The sequence below is a fragment of the Actinomadura roseirufa genome, from assembly GCF_900659635.1.
Classification (GTDB): domain Bacteria; phylum Actinomycetota; class Actinomycetes; order Streptosporangiales; family Streptosporangiaceae; genus Spirillospora; species Spirillospora roseirufa.
Window position 1 is genome coordinate 53,734 of sequence record NZ_CAACVB010000006.1, and the last position, 20,019, is coordinate 73,752.

A 20,019-nucleotide genomic window follows, 5' to 3' on the forward strand; every position below is an offset into this window, starting at 1 on the left:
CGGTCGCAGTGAATAGTCTTTCGGGGTCTGTGCGGGCGGGGCAGACCCCACGGGGTGGGTGTTCCCTTATATAAGGATGTCGCACGTTGGTGAGTGCTGAGTGGGAGGGGGACGGTCACGTGCCTGGACGCGGCCGGGTCCTCGCTGTCCTGTCACTGTCCCTCCTTAACGTTTTCACCGCCGCCGCCGGGCTGGCAGTGGTCAAACTCACACCTGATCGGCATCTGGCGCCCCAGCCGCCGGGCGTCGCCGCTCGTGACCTGGTCCAGGCCGCGGCGCCGATCCCGCCCGCCGACTCCGCGTCGGCGCGGACGCCGAGCCCCTCCGTCCTCGCGGCGCGGCTGGGACCGCTGATCGGCGGCCCGAAGGCGAAGGTGAACGCGGTGGTCATCGACGCCGTGACCCGCCGTCCGCTGTTCGAGCAGCGCGCCGGGCAGCCCGCCACGCCGGCGTCGACCACGAAGCTGGCGACGACGGTGGCCGCGCTGGCCTCGGTGGGGCCTCAGCACCGGATCGTCACCCAGGTCGTGCGTGGTTCCGGCGGCGGCGTCGTACTGGTCGGAGGCGGGGATCCTACACTGACGGCCCTTCCCCCACGGGGGGACGCCGGGCATCCGCCGTACGCCTCGCTCGCGGAGCTCGCCCGGCAGACCGCCACGGCGCTCAAGACATCCGGCTTGCGCCGCGTGCGGGTGGACTACGACGCGTCGCTGTACCAGGGCCCTCGCGCCGCCTCCAGTTGGAAGCCCAACTACCTGCCCGACGGTGAACTCGCTCCCGTCTCCGCCCTGACCGTGGACGAGGGGCGCCTCTCGCCCGCGGACCCGACGAAGAAGGGGCGCGTCGGCGATCCGCCCGCCGCCGCCGCGGCCTTGTTCGCGCGCATGCTCGCGAAGAACGGGGTGGTGGCGAAGGCGGGGCGGGCGACGGCCGCGCCCCAGGGGGCGGCGCGGCTGGGCGCGGTGCAGTCGCCGCCGCTGTCGGCGCTCGTCGAGCATCTGCTGACCGACAGTGACAACGATGTGGCCGAGGCGGTGGCGCGGCAGGTCGCGGTCAAGCTCGGGCGCCCGGCGTCGTTCGCGGGCGCGGCGCAGGCGGTGCGGCAGGTTCTGTCGACCCTAGGGGTCGCCGAGGGCGTGCTCGTCAACGACGGCAGCGGGCTGTCGCCGCGCAACCGGATCTCCCCGGTCGCGCTCGCGCGCATCGTCTCGCTCGCCGCCGGGCCCGAGCGTCCCGACCTGCGCGCGGTCATCACCGGGTTGCCGGTCGCGGGGTTCTCGGGCACGCTCCGCCCGCCGCGCTACACCGTCCCCGCGAGCCAGGCGGGGGCCGGGACGGTCCGGGCGAAGACCGGGACGCTCGCGGGTGTGAGCACGCTCGCGGGGGTCGCCCACGACGCCGACGGGCGGCTGCTGGCGTTCGCGTTCATGGCGGGCGACGGGAAGGGCCCGGTGGACCCGGGGATGCTGGACCGGCTCGCGGCGGCGGTCGCCTCCTGCGGGTGCGGCTGACCGGCCGGGCCGGGTGTGGCCGGGTTCGTACGGGAGATAACCAGAACGGTCGTTCGTTGAGCGATCGTGCAGGGGCGCTCCGGCGCCGTGTCCGAAACGTACGGTGGAGCACATGAGCGCCTCAATGATCGACTGGAACATGGCGGTCCAGGCCGGTACCCGGCTGGTACGGCCTGGGCCGCAGGTCAGCCATGCCGAGGCCCGCGAGGTCGTCGCGGAGCTGCGGGAGCTGTCGGGCCTCGCGCACGGTCACGTTCGGGATTTCACCGGCATGGCCTCGGAGATCGATCCGGCCCCGGCGACGGTCGTGGACAGGCCCGGCTGGATCCGGGCGAACGTCGACGGTTTCCGGGTGGTGCTGGAACCGCTCATGGAGCAGATGTCCGAGCGGCGCGGCCCCGGGCCGCTGGGCGGGGCGGGGAACGCGGTCGTCCAGGCGCTCGGCTCCCGGGTCACCGGCATGCAGGTGGGCGCGATCCTGGCCTACATGGCGAGCCGGGTCCTCGGGCAGTACGAGCTGTTCCTGCCGCCCGACCCCTCCGGGCGGGCTCCGACGGGCAGGCTCACCCTCGTCGCGCCCAACATCGTGCACGTGGAGCAGGAGCTCGGCGTCAACGAGAGGGACTTCCGGCTCTGGGTGTGCCTGCACGAGGAGACGCACCGCGCCCAGTTCACCGGGGTTCCCTGGCTGCGCGAGTACGTGCAGGACCAGATGACCAAGTTCCTGCTGGCGTCCGACCTGGACCCCGGCGTCATGCTGGACCGGATCCGGGACGCCGCCGAAGCCGTCGCGGACGCCGTCCGCGGCGGTGACGCCAACCTGATCGACGCCATCCAGAGCCCGGAGCAGCGTGAGATCCTCGACCGGCTCACCGCCGTGATGACCCTGGTCGAGGGGCATGGCGACTACGTGATGGACGCCGTCGGGCCGGAGGTCGTGCCGTCGGTGCAGCAGATCCGGTCGCGCTTCCAGGGGCGCCGCGACGGGGGCTCCAAGCTGGACAAGACGATCCGCCGGCTCCTCGGCATCGACCTGAAGATGAAGCAGTACGCGGAGGGCTCGCGGTTCGTGCGGCGGGTCGTCGCCGAGGTCGGGATGAGCGGCTTCAACAAGGTTTGGGAGTCGCCGGAGTCCTTGCCCTCGCACGACGAGATCAAGGAGCCCGCCCTGTGGATCGGGCGGGTCGTCGGCTCGCAGGCCATCGACGTGGCCCCACCGGAGGCCAATGAGGCGTAGGCGGCGCCTCAGGGGCCTCTCTGCCGCCCTGCCGGCTTTCCCGGTCCGGGACGCGTGGTGGTAGAGCTTCTCCCATGGGGCCTGATCCGGCAGTGGCAGCGGTACGTCTCGCGGTACGGCGCGGCCTCGCCGCCCTGCCGGCGGGATCGATGGTGCTCGCCGCATGCAGCGGCGGCGCCGACTCGCTGGCGCTCGCGGGGGCGCTGGCCTTCGAGGCGCCGCGGTCCGGGCATCGGGCCGGTGCGGTCACGGTCGACCACGGCCTCCAGGACGGCTCGGACGCGCACGCCGCGGCCGTCGTCCGCACGCTCGCCGGGCTGGGCCTGGATCCGGCCGGGTCGATCGCCGTCACCGTGGGGCGGCGCGGCGGCATGGAGAACGCGGCTCGCGACGCCCGCTACGACGCCCTGAACGGAGCCGCCGTACGGCTGGGGGCCGCGGCGGTCCTCCTCGGGCACACCAGGGACGACCAGGCCGAGACCGTCCTGCTGGGGCTTGCGCGGGGGGCGGGGGCGCGTTCCCTTGCCGGCATGGCGCCGTCCCTCACTCGGACGAGGCCGGACGAGGACGGAGGCGAGACCGTCCGGTACCTCCGGCCTTTCCTGGAACTTGACCGGGCGACGATGCGAAGGGCCTGCAAGGCGATGGGGCTCGACCCCTGGGACGATCCTCACAACGTCGATCCCGCCTACGCGCGCGTGCGCGTCCGGCACAAGGCTCTGCCCGTGTTGGAAGACACACTGGGGCCCGGAGTGGCCGAAGCCCTGGCACGGACCGCGCGGATGCTGCGCGATGACGCCGACGCCCTGGACGAACTCGCGGCCCGCGCGTACGGAGACCTGGTGGACCCCGGGGCCGGCGATCACGATGGCCCGGACGTCGTCCTCGCGATCCGGCTGGAAGGGCTCGATGAGCTGCCCAGAGCCGTGCGCACCCGGGTGCTGCGGACGGCGGCGGTCGGCGCCGGCAGCCCACCGGGTACGCTCGCGGCCGTCCATGTCGATGCAGTGGATCGGCTGGTCACGGCCTGGCACGGCCAGCGGCACGTCGACCTGCCCGGGGGTCTCCGGGCGTGCCGGCGGTATGGAAGGCTGCTGATCGTCCGGGGTTGACGCGTGCCGCGTGCGAGCCGTCACACGGCGGCGTCCGCCGCGTGGAGCCCGCCCGCCGGGCGGGCGGGACGACACCGATGAGGATGGGGTTGTGGACGAGAAGGACCTGGGCACGGACCTGGCGAAGGTGCTGATCCCCGAGGCCGACCTGCAGGCCAGGGTGCGGGAGCTGGCCGCGGAGATCGACGCCGACTACGCGGGGAGGGACCTGCTGCTCGTCGGGGTCCTCAAGGGCGCCGTTATGATCATGGCGGACCTCGCGCGCGCTCTGCACTCGCCCGCGTCCATGGACTGGATGGCCGTGTCGTCGTACGGTTCGGGGACCAAGTCGTCCGGAGTCGTGCGTATCCTCAAGGACCTGGACACCGACATCATCGACCGCCACGTGCTGATCGTGGAGGACATCGTGGATTCGGGTCTGACCCTGTCGTGGCTGGTCAGCAACCTGCGGTCGCGAGGTCCGGCGTCGCTGGAGATCTGCGCGCTGCTGCGCAAGCCGGAGGCGGTCAAGACCGAGCTCGACGTGAAGTACATCGGGTTCGACATCCCGAACGAGTTCGTCATCGGTTACGGGCTCGACTATGGGGAGAGGTACAGGAACCTGCCGTTCGTCGGCACTCTGGCACCCCATGTCTACGGTGGTGAGGGCGCCTGAGACGGCGGCCGGTAACCGCGCCAGGGAACAAGGGACCGTTACGGATCGTTGCAAGGGTCGTTGACGGGTATATGGAAAGGACGCAGGAGATCGGCGCTGGCTGCGTCTCCTGCGCCCTGCGGTGTACCGTCGGTATCCCGGGCCCTCCGGGGCAGGGAGCCACACGCGGGAGACCGCTTCGGTGGGTTCGGAGCCCCGGGCGACGGACCTTTGTTGGTCGCAGTGGTGCCCGCCCCCCGGGACGGGCGAGGATCGCACACAGACGTTGGTCAGGAGGGACGGGCCCCGAAGGGGTAACCGGATAAATGGACGTGAAGCGCTATTTTCGCGGGCCGCTGCTGTGGATCCTGCTGTTCGGCCTCTTGGTCGCCCTCGTCATGTGGGGCGTCAACCCCGGCCACTCGTACGAGAAGACCGACACCTCCAAGGTCGTCCAGGAGATCGACCAGGGCAGGGTGAAGTCCGCCAAGATCATTGACAAGGATCAGCGGATCGAGGTCACGCTCACCAACAACAAGCACCAGCAGGCGTCCTGGGTCGACGGCCAGGGCGTCCAGCTCCAGAACCTGCTGCAGAACCAGGCCAACCATGGCAAGTTGCCGGGCGGCTACAACGTCGAGGTGCCGAAGCAGAGCTTCTTCCTGAACCTGCTGTTCAGCCTGCTGCCCATCGTGGTCATCGTGCTGATCTTCCTGTTCATCATGAACCAGATGCAGGGCGGCGGCTCGCGGGTGATGAACTTCGGCAAGTCCAAGGCCAAGCTCATCACCAAGGACACCCCGAAGACCACCTTCGCCGACGTGGCCGGGGCCGACGAGGCCCTGGAGGAGCTCGAAGAGATCAAGGACTTCCTGCAGAACCCGGCGAAGTTCCAGTCGATCGGCGCCAAGATCCCCAAGGGCGTGCTGCTGTACGGCCCGCCCGGGACCGGCAAGACGCTGCTGGCGCGCGCCGTGGCCGGCGAGGCCGGGGTCCCGTTCTACTCGATCTCGGGTTCCGACTTCGTCGAGATGTTCGTCGGCGTCGGCGCGTCCCGCGTCCGCGACCTGTTCGAGCAGGCCAAGGCGAACGCCCCGTCGATCATCTTCATCGACGAGATCGACGCCGTCGGCCGGCACCGCGGCGCGGGCCTCGGCGGCGGTCACGACGAGCGCGAGCAGACCCTCAACCAGCTGCTGGTCGAGATGGACGGCTTCGACGTCAAGGGCGGCGTGATCCTCATCGCGGCGACCAACCGGCCCGACATCCTCGACCCGGCGCTGCTGCGTCCGGGCCGCTTCGACCGCCAGGTCACGGTGGACCGCCCCGACCTGGAGGGCCGCAAGGGCATCCTGCGGGTGCACGGGCGCGGCAAGCCGTTCGCCCCGGACGTCGACCTCGACGTCATCGCGCGGCGCACGCCGGGCTTCACCGGCGCCGACCTGGCGAACGTCATCAACGAGGCCGCGCTGCTGACGGCGCGCTTCGACCGCAAGCTGATCGACATGGACACCCTCGAGGAGTCCATCGACCGCGTCATGGCCGGGCCGGAGCGCAAGACCCGCGTGATGTCGGAGAAGGAAAAGAAGATCATCGCCTACCACGAGGGCGGCCACGCCCTGGTGGCGCACGCGCTGCCGAACGCCGACCCCGTGCACAAGGTGACGATCCTGCCGCGCGGCCGGGCCCTGGGTTACACCATGACCCTGCCGATGGAGGACAAGTTCCTCACCACCCGCTCGGAGATGACCGACCAGCTCGCGATGCTGCTCGGCGGCCGTACCGCGGAGGAGCTGGTCTTCCACGAGCCGACCACGGGCGCGGCCAACGACATCGAGAAGGCCACCTCCATCGCGCGCAACATGGTGACGGAGTACGGCATGAGCGAGCGCCTGGGCGCCCGCAAGTTCGGTACCGGCGCCGGTGAGGTCTTCCTCGGCCGCGACGTGGGTCACGAGCGCGACTACTCCGAGGACATCGCGTCGGCCATCGACGACGAGGTCCGCCGGTACATCGAGTCGGCCCATGACACCGCCTGGGAGATCCTCGTGGAGTACCGGGACGTCCTGGACGACCTGGTGGTGAACCTCATGGACAAGGAGACGCTGTCCAAGGACCAGGTGCTGGCCATCTTCGCGCCGATCACGAAGCGGCCGCACCAGAACTCCTACACCGGCTACGGCAAGCGCCTGCCCTCCGACCGCCCCCCGATCCTCACGCCCAAGGAGCTGGCCCTGCTCGGCCCGCAGGACGTGACGGACCTCACCAAGGGCAACGGTCAGGGCGGGGTCCCCTCTGAGGCCGTCGATCCGGCCCCTGGCGAGAGCTGATCGTCTTGGCCGTTCCCTACGACGAGGCGCCGATCAGCGAGGACCCGCCCGGATTCGACCACGTCCGGATCGAGAAGGCGGTGCGCGAGATCCTGTTCGCGATCGGGGAGGACCCCGATCGCGACGGGCTCCGCGACACCCCGGCACGGGTGGCGCGGGCGTACGCCGAGCAGTTCGCCGGCCTGCGCCAGCGCCCCGAGGACGCTCTGACCACGGTCTTCGACGCGGACCACGAGGAAATGGTCCTGGTCAAGGACATCGAGGTGTACAGCGTGTGCGAGCACCATCTGGTGCCGTTCCACGGGGTCGCCCACGTCGGGTACACGCCCAACAAGAAGGGGCAGATCACCGGCCTGTCGAAGCTGGCCCGGCTGGTGGACGTCTTCGCGCGTCGCCCGCAGGTCCAGGAACGCCTGACGAGCCAGGTCGCGGACGCCCTCATGAGCGTGCTGGAGCCGCGCGGCGCGATCGTGGTGATCGAGGCCGAGCATCTGTGCATGACCATGCGGGGCGTCCGGAAGCCGGGCGCCAAGACGGTGACCTCGGCGGTGCGCGGCGACTTCCGCGATCACGCGGAGACCCGCGCCGAGGCGATGAGCCTGATCCTCGGGCGCTCCTGATCTCCGACCCTTCCCGGGCTTCCGGGACCACCTGAACGGGCCTCAGCGTCGAGCTGAGGCCCGTTCGGCGTCTTGCGGCCGGGACGGGGGCGCCGGGCGCCGCCGTCCCGGCCCGCCGGGAGGCGGCCGGAGCCGCCCGCCGAGGGCGATGTGGGCGGGCACGCCGGAGCGCCGGGATCAAGGCATAGGGTTGGTCACATGACCAGTGCCGTTGTTCCGGGGCTCCCCGCACCAGGGCGATGCCTCGTCATGGGCGTGGTCAACGTCACCCCAGATTCGTTCTCCGACGGCGGGTCCTGGTTCGACCCTGAGAAGGCCATCAGGCACGGGTTCGACCTCGTCGCGGAGGGAGCCGACATCGTCGACGTGGGCGGCGAGTCCACCAGGCCGGGGGCGCAGCGCGTCTCGCTGGAGGAGGAGCTCCGCCGCGTCGTCCCCGTCATCGAGGCGCTCTCCGCCGAGAACGTTCCCGTCAGCGTCGACACCATGCGCGCCGAGGTGGCAGAGGCGGCGGTCGGCGTGGGCGCGCGGCTGGTGAACGACGTCAGCGGCGGCCTGGCCGATCCCGACATGCCCCGCGTGGTGGCGGCGGCGCGCGTGCCCTACGTGGTGATGCACTGGCGGGGGCACAGCCACGACATGCAGACCCGCGCCGTCTACGCCGACGTCGTCCGTGAGGTCCGAGACGAGCTGCTGCAACGCGTCGGGGCGGTGCTGGACGAGGGCGTCGACCCCTCCATGATCGTCCTCGATCCCGGGCTGGGGTTCGCCAAGAGTCCCAAGGCGGGCCACAACTGGGCCCTGCTGGCGCATCTGGACGCGCTCACGGCGACGGGCCATCCGGTCCTGGTCGGCGCGTCCCGCAAGAGTTTCCTGACCACGCTCCTCGCCGACGAGGAGGGCGAGCGCCGCCCGTTCGGGGAGTGCGACGACGCGACCGTGGCCATCACCGCGCTCGCCGCGACGGCGGGGGCGTGGTGCGTGCGGGTGCACCGGGTCCGGCCCAACGTCGACGCCGTCCGCGTCGCCGCGGCTCTGCGCGCCGCGGGGCCGCACGGCGCCGTGCCGGGTGACGCCGCGCCGGGTGACGCGCGTCCCGTGGCGGTCGGCGCCGGGCGCGGGCAGGATGTCCCTCGACACGATCATGCCGCGGCGGAGGGTCGCGCCGACTCCGGGAGCGACGACCGATGAGCCGTGCCGTGAACCGGGCCGACCTGGACGAGGTCCACGCGGAGTTCTACGCCGCGTTCGAGGCCGGTGACTTCGACCGCATGTCCGCCGTGTGGGCGGAGGGCCCCTACGCGGCGGGCGTCTCGTGCGTGCACCCCGGGTGGACGATGCTGCGCGGGCGCGACGAGGTCCTGCGCTCCTGGGCCCTCATCATGGCCAACACGCCGTACATCCAGTTCGTGCTGACCGACGTGGAGAGCGATGTTTACGGCGATCACGCCGTGGTCACGTGCAAGGAGAACGTCCTGACCGCCGACGAGGACACCGAGGCCGGCTTCCTCGCCGGAGGGAGCATCGTGGCCACCAACGTGTTCGTCCGGGCCGAGGGGGAGTGGCGGCTCCTGCTCCACCACGGCTCGCCCGTGCTCAACGTCACGGATGCAGAGGAAGAATGAGCCTGGACCGCATAGAACTGCGCGGCCTGCGGGCCCGGGGCCGGCACGGCTGTCTCCCGGCCGAGCGTGAGCTCGGGCAGGAGTTCGTGGTGGACGTCTCCCTGGGACTCGACACCCGGCCCGCCGCCGCGGGAGACGACCTTTCGCGTACCGTCGACTACGGATCGCTCGCCGGCCGACTGGTCGCCGTCGTCGAGGGGGAGCCCGTCAACCTCATCGAGACGCTGGCCGACCGGCTGGCACGGATATGCCTGGAAGACGCGGTGGTGGCCGAGGCCGAGGTCACCGTCCACAAGCCGAGCGCCCCTGTGCCGCACCCCTTCACGGACGTGGCCGTGAAGATCAGGAGGAGTCGATGACAGCGTCCGACCGCATGCCCGACCGCACCGCGACCGGCGGCCACATGCTGGTCCAGCATCGTGTCGTGTTCTCCCTCGGCAGCAACCTGGGCGACCGGCTGGACAACATCCAGGAGGCCGTCGACGCGCTGTTCGACGCGCCGGGCCTGGAGTTCGTGGCGTTCTCCCCGGTCTACGAGACGGCGCCCTACGCGCCGCCGGGGGAGTCCCTCCCCGAGCAGGGCGACTACCTGAACATCGTGCTGGTGGCCGATACCAGGCTGCCGCCGGAGAACCTGCTCGAACGGGTCCTGAACATCGAGAACTCCATGGGCCGCGTCCGCGAGGTCCGCTGGGGCCCTCGCGTCCTGGACATCGACATCGTGGTGTTCGGGGACGTCTCCTCCGACGACCCCGACCTGACGCTGCCGCACCCCCGCGCGCACGAGCGGGCGTTCGTGCTCGTGCCGTGGGCCGACATCGAGCCGGACGTGCTCCTGCCGGGGTACGGGCGGGTCGGCGACCTGGCCGAGGCCAAGCAGCGGGAGGGGGGTCCCGCGGCCGTCCGCCTCCGGGCCGATCTGACGCTCCAGCAGCCTGCATGAGACCGTCCCGCCCCCTGTTCCTCATCGGCCTCGTGGTCGTCCTCGCAGTGATCACCTGGGCGGTGACGCGTTCGGCGTACCTGTCGCTGCCGCCGCTGCCCTGGACGGCCGTGCCGACGCTGCTGCTGCTGGCGCTCGCCGAGGGCTTCACCGGCGTGAACCTGCTGCGCCGCATCCGCCGCAAGCCGAACACCAGGCCGGTGGAGCCGCTGGCCGTCGCGCGGATGGCGGCGCTGGGCAAGGCCAGCGCGCACGCCGCGGCGGTCATCGCGGGCGTGTTCGCGGGGTTCGCCGCGAGCCTGAGCGACGCCCTCGACAAGCCGACCCCGCGGCACGACTTCTTCGTCAGCGGCGGCACGTTCCTCGCCGCCGCCGTGCTCGTGGGCGCCGCGTTCTTCCTGGAGTACGCGTGCCGTGTGCCCAAGGACCCCGACCATGAGGAGCATGAGAGGGGCGCCTCGCACGCCTGACCGTCCTGGGCGCTTCTGCGCGCGCGCCCGTCGGGCGGGCTACTTGTCGATGTCGCCCACGACGAAGAACATGGAGCCGAGGATCGCGATCATGTCGGCGACCAGGTTGCCGGGCAGCAGCTCCGCCAGCACCTGGACGTTGTTGTACGAGGCGGACCGCAGCTTCAGCCGCCACGGCGTCTTCTCCCCGTGCGACACCAGGTAGTAGCCGTTGATGCCGAGCGGGTTCTCCGTCCAGGCGTAGGTGTGGCCCTCGGGGACCTTCAGCACCTTCGGGAGCCGCTGGTTGATCGGCCCCGGCGGCAGCTCCGCGAGGCGGTCGAGGCAGGCGTCGGCGAGGTCGAGCGAGGCGTACACCTGGTCGAGCAGGCACTCGAACCGGGCCAGGCAGTCGCCCTCGGACCGGGTCACGACGCGCACGTCGAGGTCGCCGTAGGCGAGGTACGGCTCGTCGCGGCGCAGGTCGAAGTCCAGGCCGGACGCCCGCGCGATCGGCCCGGACACGCCGTACTGCAGGATCTGCTCCCGCGTGAGCACGCCCACGCCTCGCGTGCGCGCCCGGAAGATCTCGTTCCCCATGATGAGGTCGGCGAGGTCGCTCATCCGGTTGCGGACCTCGCTGACCGCGGCCCGCGCGCGCGTCGTCCAGCCCGCGGGCAGTTCCTCCTTGAGGCCGCCCACACGGTTGAACATGTAGTGCATGCGGCCGCCGGAGACCTCCTCCATCACCCGTTGCAGCGTCTCCCGCTCACGGAACGCGTAGAAGATCGGCGTGATCGCGCCCACTTCGAGCGGATAGGAGCCGAGGAACATCAGGTGGTTCAGGACGCGGTTGAGCTCGGCCAGCAGCGTCCTGGTCCAGACGGCGCGCGCGGGCACCTCCATGCCCAGCATCCGCTCGACGGCGAGCACGACCCCCAGCTCGCTGGAGAACGCCGACAGCCAGTCGTGCCGGTTGGCGAGCACGATGATCTGCCGGAAGTCGCGCACCTCGAAGAGCTTCTCCGCGCCCCGGTGCATGTAGCCGATGATGGGCTCGGCGGCCGATATCCGCTCGCCGTCCAAGGTCAGCCGGAGCCGGAGCACGCCGTGCGTGGACGGGTGCTGGGGCCCGATGTTCAGGGTCATGTCCTCGGTGGCGAGTTCTTTGGCGCCCGCCCCGATACCGACGATCCGCTCGGTGGTCATGGTCGTATCTCCGCCGCTCGGCTCACCGCTTCATAGTCGCATGGCAGCGGTGCCGGTTATCCGGTTGACTAGGGGGCGATGAACCCGAGTCCTGGTGAACCGCCTTACGAGCCCGTCGCGCCGCCGGCGTCCCCGGACCCGGCGCGCCCGCCCGCGCCGCCGGGCGCGGTCGCCGCTCCCCCCATGTACCGGGCCGCCGAGGCGTTCGCGCCCGGCGACGGCCTCCACTGGTCGCCGATCTCAGGTCTGCACACCCTTCACCGGCTGCTCACGGCCTTGCTGTGGGCCCTGCCCGTCGGCGCGGTGGGTGGATTCCTGGTCTGGCGCAACAACGGCGGTGCTCCGGGCCTGGTCGTCTGGGTCCTGATCGTCGTGGTCGTGGTCGCCCTTGCCGGGATCGTCGCCGAACTGGACCGCCGGTCCTACGGGTACGTGGAGCGCGCAGACGACCTCGTCGTCATGCACGGCGTGTTCGTGAAGCGCCTCATCGTCGTCCCTTACGGCCGCATGCAGTTCGTGGACGTGACGGCGGGGCTGCTGGAGCGGTGGATGAGGATCGCCACCGTGCGCATGCACACCGCCGCGGCCGCCACGGACGCGACCATCCCGGGCTTGCCCGCCGCAGAGGCGGGTCTTCTCCGCGACCGCCTCGCCCAGAAGGGCGAGGCACGGAGCATGGGCCTATGAGCGGCCCCTACGGACCTCCGTACGGCCGGCCACCGGGCGACTCCGGCCCTCCAGACCCGTACGGCAGGCCCCAGAGCGCACAAGGACCGCCTCAAGGTCCGCAGGGCCCCTACGGTCCGCAGGGCCCAGGACCGCATGGCCCTCCTCCCGGGGCTCCGGGGCCGTACGGCCCGCCCGGCCCGTACGGACGGCCTGGACCGTATGGGCAGCCTGGACCGTACGGGCAGCCCGGTCCGCAGGGGCAGCCCGGTCCGTATGGTCCTCCTCGTCCTCCCTATGGGCCGCCTGGCCCGCCCTATGGCCAGCCATATCCGCCGTACGGTTACCCTCCGCCCGGGTACCGCCCGCCCGTCAGGTTCTCCGAGGGCACGCATCGGCTGCATTGGGCGACCGCTCCGCTGCGCGCGTTCACCATCCTCATCGTCTACTTCGTGCTGCTCGGATTTCCCCTGCTGCTGACGCAGACGTCCGACGGCATCCGCCTCGAACTCACCCCCGCGGTCGTCGGCAGGTTCCTGGCCGTCACCGTCCCCATGGGGCTCATCGCCGTGGGGTCGGGCCTGTGGGCCTGGCGGGGGCTGCGCTTCCGTATCGAGGACGACGACCTCGTCGTGGAGACCGGGCTGCTCCGCAAACGCAAGCGCCGCATCCCGCTGTCCCGGATCCAGGCCATCGACGTCGTCCGTCCGCTGGTCACGCGGGTGTTCGCGCTCGCCGAGGTGCGGGTGGAGCTCGCGGGCGGAGAGCAGAGCGAGATCGCGCTGCGCTACCTGGGACGGCATCCCGCGCAGGACCTGCGGGCCGAGCTCCTCGCCCGCGCGGCGGGGCTGCCGGGTCACACGCCCGAGGCGCCCGAGCGGCACCTGTGGCGCGTCCCGTTCGGCGCGCTCTTCGGGTCTCTGCTCCTGCGGCTGCCCGTCCTGGGAGCGGGCCTGCTCTTCCTGGCCTCGCTCATCTTCCTGGCGGCGTACGCCGAGGGCGGGATGCTCGCGGTCGCCGTTCCCGTCCTGCTCGGGCTGATCCGGGCCGTCATCGCGCCTCTGGTGATGTACGCCAACTTCACCGTGGCGATGTCCCCGGACGGGATCCGGCTGCGGTACGGGCTCCTGGAGACGCGCATGCAGACCCTTCCGCCGGGACGGGTGCAGGCCGTCAGAATCGTCGAGCCGGCGATCTGGCGCACATTCGGCTGGGCCCGGATCGAGGTCACCGTCGCCGGGTACGCGGGGGAGCGCCAGGCGTTGTCCTCGACTCTCCTGCCGGTGGCGCCGCGCCAGGTCGCGATGCACCTGGTGTCGCAGGTGTTCCCGGGGACGCACGTCGACGCCGTCCCGCTGCTGCCCGCGTCCGCGAAGGGAGTGTCGATCGACCGCGCCGATGGGGCGGGCACCGACGACGTGGTGTTCGTCTCCAGGCACGGGTGGCCTTGCCGCCGCACGGACGTCATCGCCCACGCGCGCGCGCAGAGCGTGCGCCTCACCACGAACCCGTTCCAGCGGCTGCTCGGGCTGGCGACCGTCCATGTGGACGCGCCCCCGGGGCCGGTGCAGGTCGCCGCCACCGACCGGGATCTCGGCGAGGCCCGCGCGATCGTCGAGTCGACCGCGCGCCGGTCCGAGGCCGCCCGTCGCGCGTCCGGCGACCCGTCCCGCTGGGCGGCCCGCTGACCGTTCGCCGGGCCATGGTCTCAAAGCGCCCGGCCCAGGGGCTCGCCCCTGACCCGACTCGTGCGAGCGCTGCGTCGCGCCCGCGTGACGGCTGAGGTGCGCTTCGAAATGGCCTCCATGCCGTCCCCGTGAGGCGTGCGATTCGCCGTTCCAGGGTGGGGGTTCGGGCATATCGTCGGGGCATGAGCGATATGTCCTATGACCCGTGGGCGTCGGCGTTTGTGGCCGACCCTTATCCGGTGTTCGCGCGCCTGCGCGGCGAGCGGCCGGTGTTCTTCCACGAGCCGACCGGGCAATGGGTCGTCAGCCGGTACGAGGATGTGAACGCGCTGCTGCGGGACCGGCGCCTCGGCCGCTCCTACCTGCACGTCGCGGCGCACGAGGAGTTCGGGCAGGAGCCGGAGGCGGAGTTCCTCAAGCCGTTCTGGGACCTCGTGCGGGCGGGCATGCTCGACGTCGAGCCGCCCACGCACACCCGGCTGCGGCGCCTGGTGTCCAAGGCGTTCACCGCGCGGATGGTCGAGGGACTGCGGCCGACGATCACCAGGCTCGCGGGAGACCTGGCGGAGGGGTTCGCCGCCAAGGGCGGCGGCGACCTGATCGCCGAGGTCGCCGAGCCGCTGCCGGTGAACGTGATCGCCGAGATGCTGGGCGTGCCGGTGCCGGACCGGCACCTGCTGCGGCCCTGGTCGGCCGACATCTGCGGCATGTACGAGCTGAACCCGCCGCCGGAGGTGCAGCGGACGGCGGTCCGCGCGGCCGTGGAGTTCTCCGACTACCTGCGCGGGCTGGCCAGGGCCCGGCGGGACGACCCGCGCGACGACCTGATCACGGCGCTGGCCCAGGTCGTCGACGAGGGGGACCGGCTCACCGAGGACGAGCTGATCGGCACCTGCGTCCTGCTGCTCAACGCGGGCCACGAGGCGACGGTCAACGCGACCGGGAACGGCTGGTGGGCGCTCTTCCGCAACCTTGGGGAACTGGAGCGGTTGCGGGCCGATCCGTCGCTCGTGTCCACGGCGGTGGAGGAACTGCTCCGGTACGAGACGCCCGCCCCGATGTTCGAGCGCTGGGTGCTGGAGGACATCACCGTCGCCGGTGTGGACATTCCCCGTGGCGCGGAGGTCGCGTTGCAGTTCGCGTCGGCGAACCGGGACCCGGAGGTGTTCCCCGATCCCGACCGGCTCGACCTGAGCCGTGACCCGAACCCCCACATCACCTTCGGGCTCGGCATCCACTACTGCCTGGGGGCTCCTCTGGCCCGCATCGAGATGGCCGAGTCGTTCGGGGCGCTGCTGCGGGCCGCTCCCGGTCTCCGGCTTGCCACCGAGCCGGTGTGGAAGCCGGGTTTCGTCCTACGTGGCCTGGAGGCCCTCTACGTGGAGTGCTGAGCCAGCGAGTCCTGAGGTAGGGAGCCCTGAGCCAGGGACGGAGGGATCGGGATGTTCACGGCCTGGGCCAGCCACCCGAAGCCGCCGAGCCCGGACGGGTCGGTCAGCTCCGCGTCCTCTCCCGCGCTGCAGAGCGCGCTCAGGTAGCCGCGCGGGTCGCGGTGGGCCAGCTCCAGAGGGGGGCGGGTGCCCGACAGGCCGAGGGCGCGCAGCGCGGCCCGCTGGGTGGTGAGGACGCTCGCGGTGGCGCCCGCGCGCTCGCCCGCGATGGCGCAGGCGTCGAGCGCGACGTGGGCGGTGACGTCGCAGGACCCGTCCGGGACGGCGGGGACGGTGGAGCCGTCGCGGTATCCCGCCAGCGTCCCGTAGGCGGGGCGGGTCACGCGGGAATGGGAGTAGTCCACGGCGACCGCGAGGCCGCGGCCGAGCCGCCGGACCACCGACGCCCAGGCGGCGCAGCGGGGATGGCCGATCTCGGCGCGGTCGCCCGCCTCGGCGAGCGGCCACCAGCGCTCCAGCCAGTCGCTGTCCTCGGTGGTGGGGCGCGGGCCGGGCCGCTCCGCGCCGCTGGACGGGTCGACCAGGACGGTCCGGACGCCGTCGGGCGTGCGTTCGGCCACGTCCAGCGGGACGTTGTCGAGCCACTCGTTGGCCACCACGAGCCCGGTGACGGCCTCGGGCGGGTCGGGCCGCCAGGCCACCCGGTCCGGGACCTCGGCCGGTCTGGGCGCGATCTCCACGGCGACGGGGGCGAGCCGGTCGGCGAGCTCGCGCGGCGCACAGGCCAGGACGTTGCCGAGCAGCCGCCCCGACCCGGCGCCCATGTCGACGAGGTCGAGCCGATCGGGGTGCCCGAGCGCGGCGTCGACCTCGGCCAGCAGCCGGACGATCGCCGCGGCGAACCGCGGTGAGGCGTGCACGGAGGTGCGGAAGTGCTCGGCCGGGCGTTCACCTCGCCGGTAGAAGCCGCCTTCCCCGTACAGCGCCCGCTCCATCGCGGTGCGCCATGTCAGCCACATGTCAGCCACTCGATCACCAACGACGCCACGACTGTGACGTTACCGTGAGGCGACCATCCCTGCGGTGGATGCGATTCCGACTTGGGGCTGATTTCCACCTGACCTGGGCTGCATACCCTGGGGCGCATGGTCGGCAAGCTGTGGGAGTGGACGCGTGCCCAGAAGGCACTGGTCGACGCTTCCTTCGCTTTTCCGCTGTTGCTCCTGTCCCTCCCGGACTTGCTCGGGGTCAGGTTCAAGCACCCGGACATCGGACACCTTGTTCTGGCCCTGTTCCTGCTGGCGCCCCTCGTGCTGCGCAGGCGGTTCCCTCGGACGGTCTTCGCGGTGGTCGCGCTCGCCTCGTGCGTCCAATGGCTGCTGGGGGTCCATCCCCTTCCGGGGAACGTCGCGGTCCTGATGGGCCTGTACACGGTCGCCGCGGCCTTCCCCTTCCGGTGGGGCCTGGCCGCGGCGCTCGTGGGGGAGCTCGGCGCGGTCATGGTGACGGCCAGGTACACCGAGGACGCCGCCACGAAGTCGACGTTCGTCATGATCACGGCGCTGGTCGTGGGCACGTGGATCCTCGGCCTGCACATGCGGACGCGCCGCGCGTACCTGCGGTCGGTGGAGGAGCGGGCCGAGCGGCTGGAGCGGGAGCGGGACGCCGAGGTCCAGATGGCCATGGCCGCCGAGCGGGCCCGCATCGCCCGCGAGCTGCACGACGTCGTGGCGCACAACGTGAGCGTGATCGTGGTGCAGGCGGACGGCGCGACCTACGCCATCGAGCGGGATCCCGCCAAGGCCGGGCAGGCGCTGGAGACGATCTCCTCGACGGGGAGGCTGGCGCTGGCGGAGATGCGCCGGCTGCTCGGTGTGCTGCGCGAGGGCGACGACGCGGGGGCCTACGCGCCGCAGCCCGGGGTCGCGCAGCTGGACGAGCTGGTCGAGCAGGTCCGCTCGTCCGGGCTGGACGTGCGGTACGAGGTGGACGGGCCGCCCGCGGCGATGTCGGAAGGGCGGCAGCTGACGGTGTTCAGGATTGTTCAGGAGGCGTTGACCAATACCCTCAAGCACGCCGGGGCGCAGGTCGCCGCGGACGTCCGGCTGCGGTACTCGGGCGGCGCCGTGGAGGTCAGGGTCATCGACGACGGGCGCGGCGCGGCGGCGATGAACGACGGCCGCGGGCACGGCCTGGTGGGCATGCGCGAGCGCGCCGCCGTCTACGGCGGCAGCGTCCGGGCGGCGCCGCGGCCGGGCGGGGGCTTCGAGGTGGTCGCGCGGATTCCGGTGGGTGAGGAGGAGCTGGCGGCATGACGGAGCGAAGTGAGGGCGGGGGGTGTGGGGGGTCGTCCCTCCACGGGTGATGGGAATGACGGAGCGAAGCGAGGGCATGAGCGCCGTTCTTGTCCGGGGGGTGTGGGGGGTCGCCCCCGACGGTGGGAAGGCATGACGGTGGGGGACGCGTGGGAAAAGGAGCCTCCGATCCGGGTCGTTCTGGTCGATGACCAGGAGCTGGTGCGGACGGGGTTCATGATGGTCCTGGACGCGCAGCCGGACATCGAGGTCGTCGGCGAGGCGGGGGACGGCGTGCAGGCGCTGGACCTGCTGCGGGTCACGCGGGCGGACGTCGTGCTCATGGACGTGCGGATGCCGCGGATGGACGGCATCGAGGCGACCCGGCGGGTGGTCGCCGCCGCCGGGCCGAAGGTGATCATCCTGACCACGTTCGACCTGGACGAGTACGCGTTCGCGGCGATCAAGGCGGGGGCGGGCGGGTTCCTGCTGAAGGACGCGGGGCCGGCGCAGCTCATCGAGGCGATCAAGTCGGTGCACTCGGGGGACGCGGTGGTGGCGCCGAGCACGACCAAGCGGCTGCTCGACCGGTTCGCGCTGCACCTCCCGGACGCCGAGCAGCGGGCCGGCGGCGCGCTGGAGACGCTGACCGACCGGGAGCGGGAGGTGCTGCTGCTGGTGGCGCGCGGGATGTCGAACGGGGAGATCGCGGAGCGGCTGTACGTGTCGGAGGCGACGGTCAAGACGCACATGGGCCGGATCCTGATGAAGCTGGGGCTGCGGGACCGGGTGCAGGCGGTGGTGTTCGCCTATGAGACAGGTCTGGTCAGAAGCGGCCAAAAAGACAACTCTCTGTAACGGCTTGATCATTCTGAGATGACCATTTGCCTTCGGTGTGAGGCATCTCAGCCCCTTCTCGGAAAGTAGCGGGGTAGCTACCGTACGCGACGCCCGATTCAGGACGGCGTCGGTCATGTCATCTCGGGTCCACCAGAACCCGACGTACGGGAGGATTTTCGTGATCAAGAAGCTCGCCGTCACCGGCGTCCTCGGGCTCGCCGTCGCGGGCACGATGCTGTCCGCCGTTCCCGCCAACGCCGACATCGAGACCAGCGGGGACTTCGGGATCCTGTCCGGCAACCAGTTCGTCGCGCCGATCTCGATCCCGATCAACGTCTGTGGCAACGCCGTGGCGATCGTCGGCATCGCCAAGGCCGGCTGCAAGGGCGGTGCCTCGGTGCACCAGAAGTTCTGATCCGCGGCCGTCCGGGACGATCCGGACGGCAGGATGCGCTGGACGCCGGAGGTCTCTACGAGAGCCTCCGGCGTTCGCCTTTCCAGGGTGTGCGGGGGACGGGCAAGCGCGCGCGGGCACGGGTCGGCAAAAGGGGCGACGGGTATGTACGACTCAAGTCGTACACAGCGCTCTGCGGGCGCCTGAAGTCGGACGGTAAGCGTGACCTCGAAGCCGATGGCGGCGGGAGCGCCGGTTCCTAGCGTTGAGCACGGTCGTTCATCGTTCGAAGGAGTCACCGTGACCAGCACGTTCGCCAGCCCGCCCGGGGGATCGCCCGCCGCCGCGACAGGACCGGCCGTCGTGGCCACCGACGTGTCGAAGGTGTACGGGACCGGTGACGCCGCCGTGCACGCGCTGCGCGGCGTCAGCGTCGGGTTCGCCCGCGGCGCGTTCACCGCGATCATGGGGCCGTCCGGGTCGGGCAAGTCCACGCTCATGCACTGCCTGGCGGGCCTCGACACGGTGAGCGGCGGGCGGATCGTGCTCGGCGACGCCGAGATCACCGGGCTGAGCGACCGGCAGCTGACGCTGCTGCGCCGCGACCGGGTGGGCTTCATCTTCCAGGCGTTCAACCTGCTGCCGACCCTCACCGCTGAGCAGAACATCCTGCTCCCCTTGGAACTCGCAGGGCGCAAGGTGGACCGGCGGTGGCTCGACCAGGTCGTCCAGGTGGTGGGGCTGAGCGATCGGCTCGCGCACCGGCCGAACGAACTGTCCGGTGGTCAGCAGCAGAGGGTGGCCTGCGCGCGCGCCCTGGTCGCCCGTCCCGATGTCATCTTCGCGGACGAGCCCACCGGCAACCTCGACTCGCACTCCGGTGCGGAAGTGCTGAGCTTCCTGCGCTCGTCCGTACGGGAGATGGGCCAGACGATCGTCATGGTCACCCATGACCCGGTGGCCGCGTCCTACGCGGACCGCGTGGTGTTCCTGCGGGACGGCGAGATCGTGAGCGAGATCGTCCGGCCGACGCCGGACGCCGTGCTCGACCGGCTCAAGTCCCTGGGGGCCTGAGC

General features: G+C 71.5%; 20 protein-coding genes. 18 read left to right on the plus strand and 2 right to left on the minus strand.

Annotation, left to right across the window (positions count from 1 at the left end; translation table 11 throughout):
* Positions 1-89 precede the first annotated feature (89 nt).
* The 11 genes from dacB to E1291_RS02665 all read left to right on the plus strand — a co-directional run bounded on the left by dacB (position 90) and on the right by E1291_RS02665 (position 10,482).
* Complete coding sequence (dacB, locus tag E1291_RS02615) at positions 90-1,511, plus strand: D-alanyl-D-alanine carboxypeptidase/D-alanyl-D-alanine endopeptidase (RefSeq protein ID WP_242613894.1); 1,422 nt, start codon at positions 90-92, stop codon at positions 1,509-1,511.
* 124 nt (positions 1,512-1,635) lie between these two features.
* Positions 1,636-2,748, plus strand: a complete 1,113-nt coding sequence (locus E1291_RS02620; RefSeq protein WP_131735930.1) for an Rv3626c family coenzyme F420 biosynthesis-associated protein — start codon at positions 1,636-1,638, stop codon at positions 2,746-2,748.
* 74 nt (positions 2,749-2,822) lie between these two features.
* On the plus strand, positions 2,823-3,860 hold the full coding sequence (tilS, locus tag E1291_RS02625; RefSeq protein ID WP_131735896.1) for a tRNA lysidine(34) synthetase TilS: 1,038 nt from the start codon (positions 2,823-2,825) through the stop codon (positions 3,858-3,860).
* A gap of 91 nt (positions 3,861-3,951) precedes the next feature.
* The gene (gene hpt / locus E1291_RS02630) at positions 3,952-4,515 is read left to right on the plus strand and encodes a hypoxanthine phosphoribosyltransferase (RefSeq protein ID WP_131735897.1); all 564 of its coding nucleotides are present in this window, start codon (positions 3,952-3,954) and stop codon (positions 4,513-4,515) included.
* A gap of 305 nt (positions 4,516-4,820) precedes the next feature.
* Complete coding sequence (gene ftsH / locus E1291_RS02635) at positions 4,821-6,824, plus strand: ATP-dependent zinc metalloprotease FtsH (RefSeq protein ID WP_131735898.1); 2,004 nt, start codon at positions 4,821-4,823, stop codon at positions 6,822-6,824.
* Positions 6,825-6,829: 5 nt separating this feature from the next.
* Complete coding sequence (folE, locus tag E1291_RS02640; protein WP_131735899.1) at positions 6,830-7,444, plus strand: GTP cyclohydrolase I FolE; 615 nt, start codon at positions 6,830-6,832, stop codon at positions 7,442-7,444.
* A 198-nt stretch (positions 7,445-7,642) separates the two neighbouring features.
* Complete coding sequence (folP, locus tag E1291_RS02645; protein WP_165494928.1) at positions 7,643-8,635, plus strand: dihydropteroate synthase; 993 nt, start codon at positions 7,643-7,645, stop codon at positions 8,633-8,635.
* Complete coding sequence (locus E1291_RS02650) at positions 8,632-9,069, plus strand: nuclear transport factor 2 family protein (protein WP_131735900.1); 438 nt, start codon at positions 8,632-8,634, stop codon at positions 9,067-9,069. Before folP ends, E1291_RS02650 begins: the two co-directional genes overlap by 4 nt.
* Positions 9,066-9,428, plus strand: a complete 363-nt coding sequence (folB, locus tag E1291_RS02655) for a dihydroneopterin aldolase (RefSeq protein WP_207400515.1) — start codon at positions 9,066-9,068, stop codon at positions 9,426-9,428. The genes E1291_RS02650 and folB overlap by 4 nt, the downstream gene beginning before the upstream one ends.
* Complete coding sequence (gene folK / locus E1291_RS02660) at positions 9,425-10,012, plus strand: 2-amino-4-hydroxy-6-hydroxymethyldihydropteridine diphosphokinase (protein WP_131735901.1); 588 nt, start codon at positions 9,425-9,427, stop codon at positions 10,010-10,012. Before folB ends, folK begins: the two co-directional genes overlap by 4 nt.
* Complete coding sequence (locus E1291_RS02665) at positions 10,009-10,482, plus strand: DUF3180 domain-containing protein (RefSeq protein WP_131735902.1); 474 nt, start codon at positions 10,009-10,011, stop codon at positions 10,480-10,482. The genes folK and E1291_RS02665 overlap by 4 nt, the downstream gene beginning before the upstream one ends.
* 39 nt (positions 10,483-10,521) lie before the next feature.
* Here E1291_RS02665 and E1291_RS02670 read toward each other — a convergent pair whose 3' ends face one another.
* Complete coding sequence (locus tag E1291_RS02670) at positions 10,522-11,670, minus strand: NADH-quinone oxidoreductase subunit D (protein WP_131735903.1); 1,149 nt, start codon at positions 11,668-11,670, stop codon at positions 10,522-10,524.
* A 78-nt stretch (positions 11,671-11,748) separates the two neighbouring features.
* Here E1291_RS02670 and E1291_RS02675 point away from each other — a divergent pair, with 78 nt between their 5' ends.
* From E1291_RS02675 to E1291_RS02685, 3 genes are all read left to right on the plus strand, one after another.
* On the plus strand, positions 11,749-12,357 hold the full coding sequence (locus E1291_RS02675) for a PH domain-containing protein (RefSeq protein WP_242613895.1): 609 nt from the start codon (positions 11,749-11,751) through the stop codon (positions 12,355-12,357).
* Positions 12,358-12,788: 431 nt separating this feature from the next.
* Positions 12,789-14,024: a PH domain-containing protein gene (locus E1291_RS02680; RefSeq protein ID WP_242613896.1), complete on the plus strand. Its 1,236-nt coding sequence runs from the start codon at positions 12,789-12,791 to the stop codon at positions 14,022-14,024.
* Between the two features lie 182 nt (positions 14,025-14,206).
* Entirely contained in the window at positions 14,207-15,415 is a 1,209-nt protein-coding gene (locus tag E1291_RS02685) for a cytochrome P450 (RefSeq protein ID WP_242613897.1), read from the plus strand.
* Here E1291_RS02685 and E1291_RS02690 read toward each other — a convergent pair.
* Positions 15,400-16,434: an SAM-dependent methyltransferase gene (locus E1291_RS02690; protein ID WP_131735905.1), complete on the minus strand. Its 1,035-nt coding sequence runs from the start codon at positions 16,432-16,434 to the stop codon at positions 15,400-15,402. The genes E1291_RS02685 and E1291_RS02690 overlap by 16 nt on opposite strands.
* A 126-nt stretch (positions 16,435-16,560) precedes the next feature.
* Between E1291_RS02690 and E1291_RS02695 the strand changes: the two genes are divergently transcribed.
* The 4 genes from E1291_RS02695 (at position 16,561) to E1291_RS02710 (ending at position 20,017) form a co-directional block, all read left to right on the plus strand.
* The gene (locus tag E1291_RS02695) at positions 16,561-17,730 is read left to right on the plus strand and encodes a sensor histidine kinase (protein WP_131735906.1); all 1,170 of its coding nucleotides are present in this window, start codon (positions 16,561-16,563) and stop codon (positions 17,728-17,730) included.
* A 132-nt stretch (positions 17,731-17,862) separates the two neighbouring features.
* A complete protein-coding gene (locus tag E1291_RS02700) occupies positions 17,863-18,567 on the plus strand; it encodes a response regulator transcription factor (protein WP_131735907.1) in 705 nt (234 codons plus the stop codon).
* Between the two features lie 160 nt (positions 18,568-18,727).
* Complete coding sequence (locus E1291_RS02705) at positions 18,728-18,964, plus strand: chaplin (RefSeq protein ID WP_242613898.1); 237 nt, start codon at positions 18,728-18,730, stop codon at positions 18,962-18,964.
* Between the two features lie 279 nt (positions 18,965-19,243).
* Positions 19,244-20,017: an ABC transporter ATP-binding protein gene (locus E1291_RS02710; RefSeq protein ID WP_242613899.1), complete on the plus strand. Its 774-nt coding sequence runs from the start codon at positions 19,244-19,246 to the stop codon at positions 20,015-20,017.
* Positions 20,018-20,019: the final 2 nt, after the last annotated feature.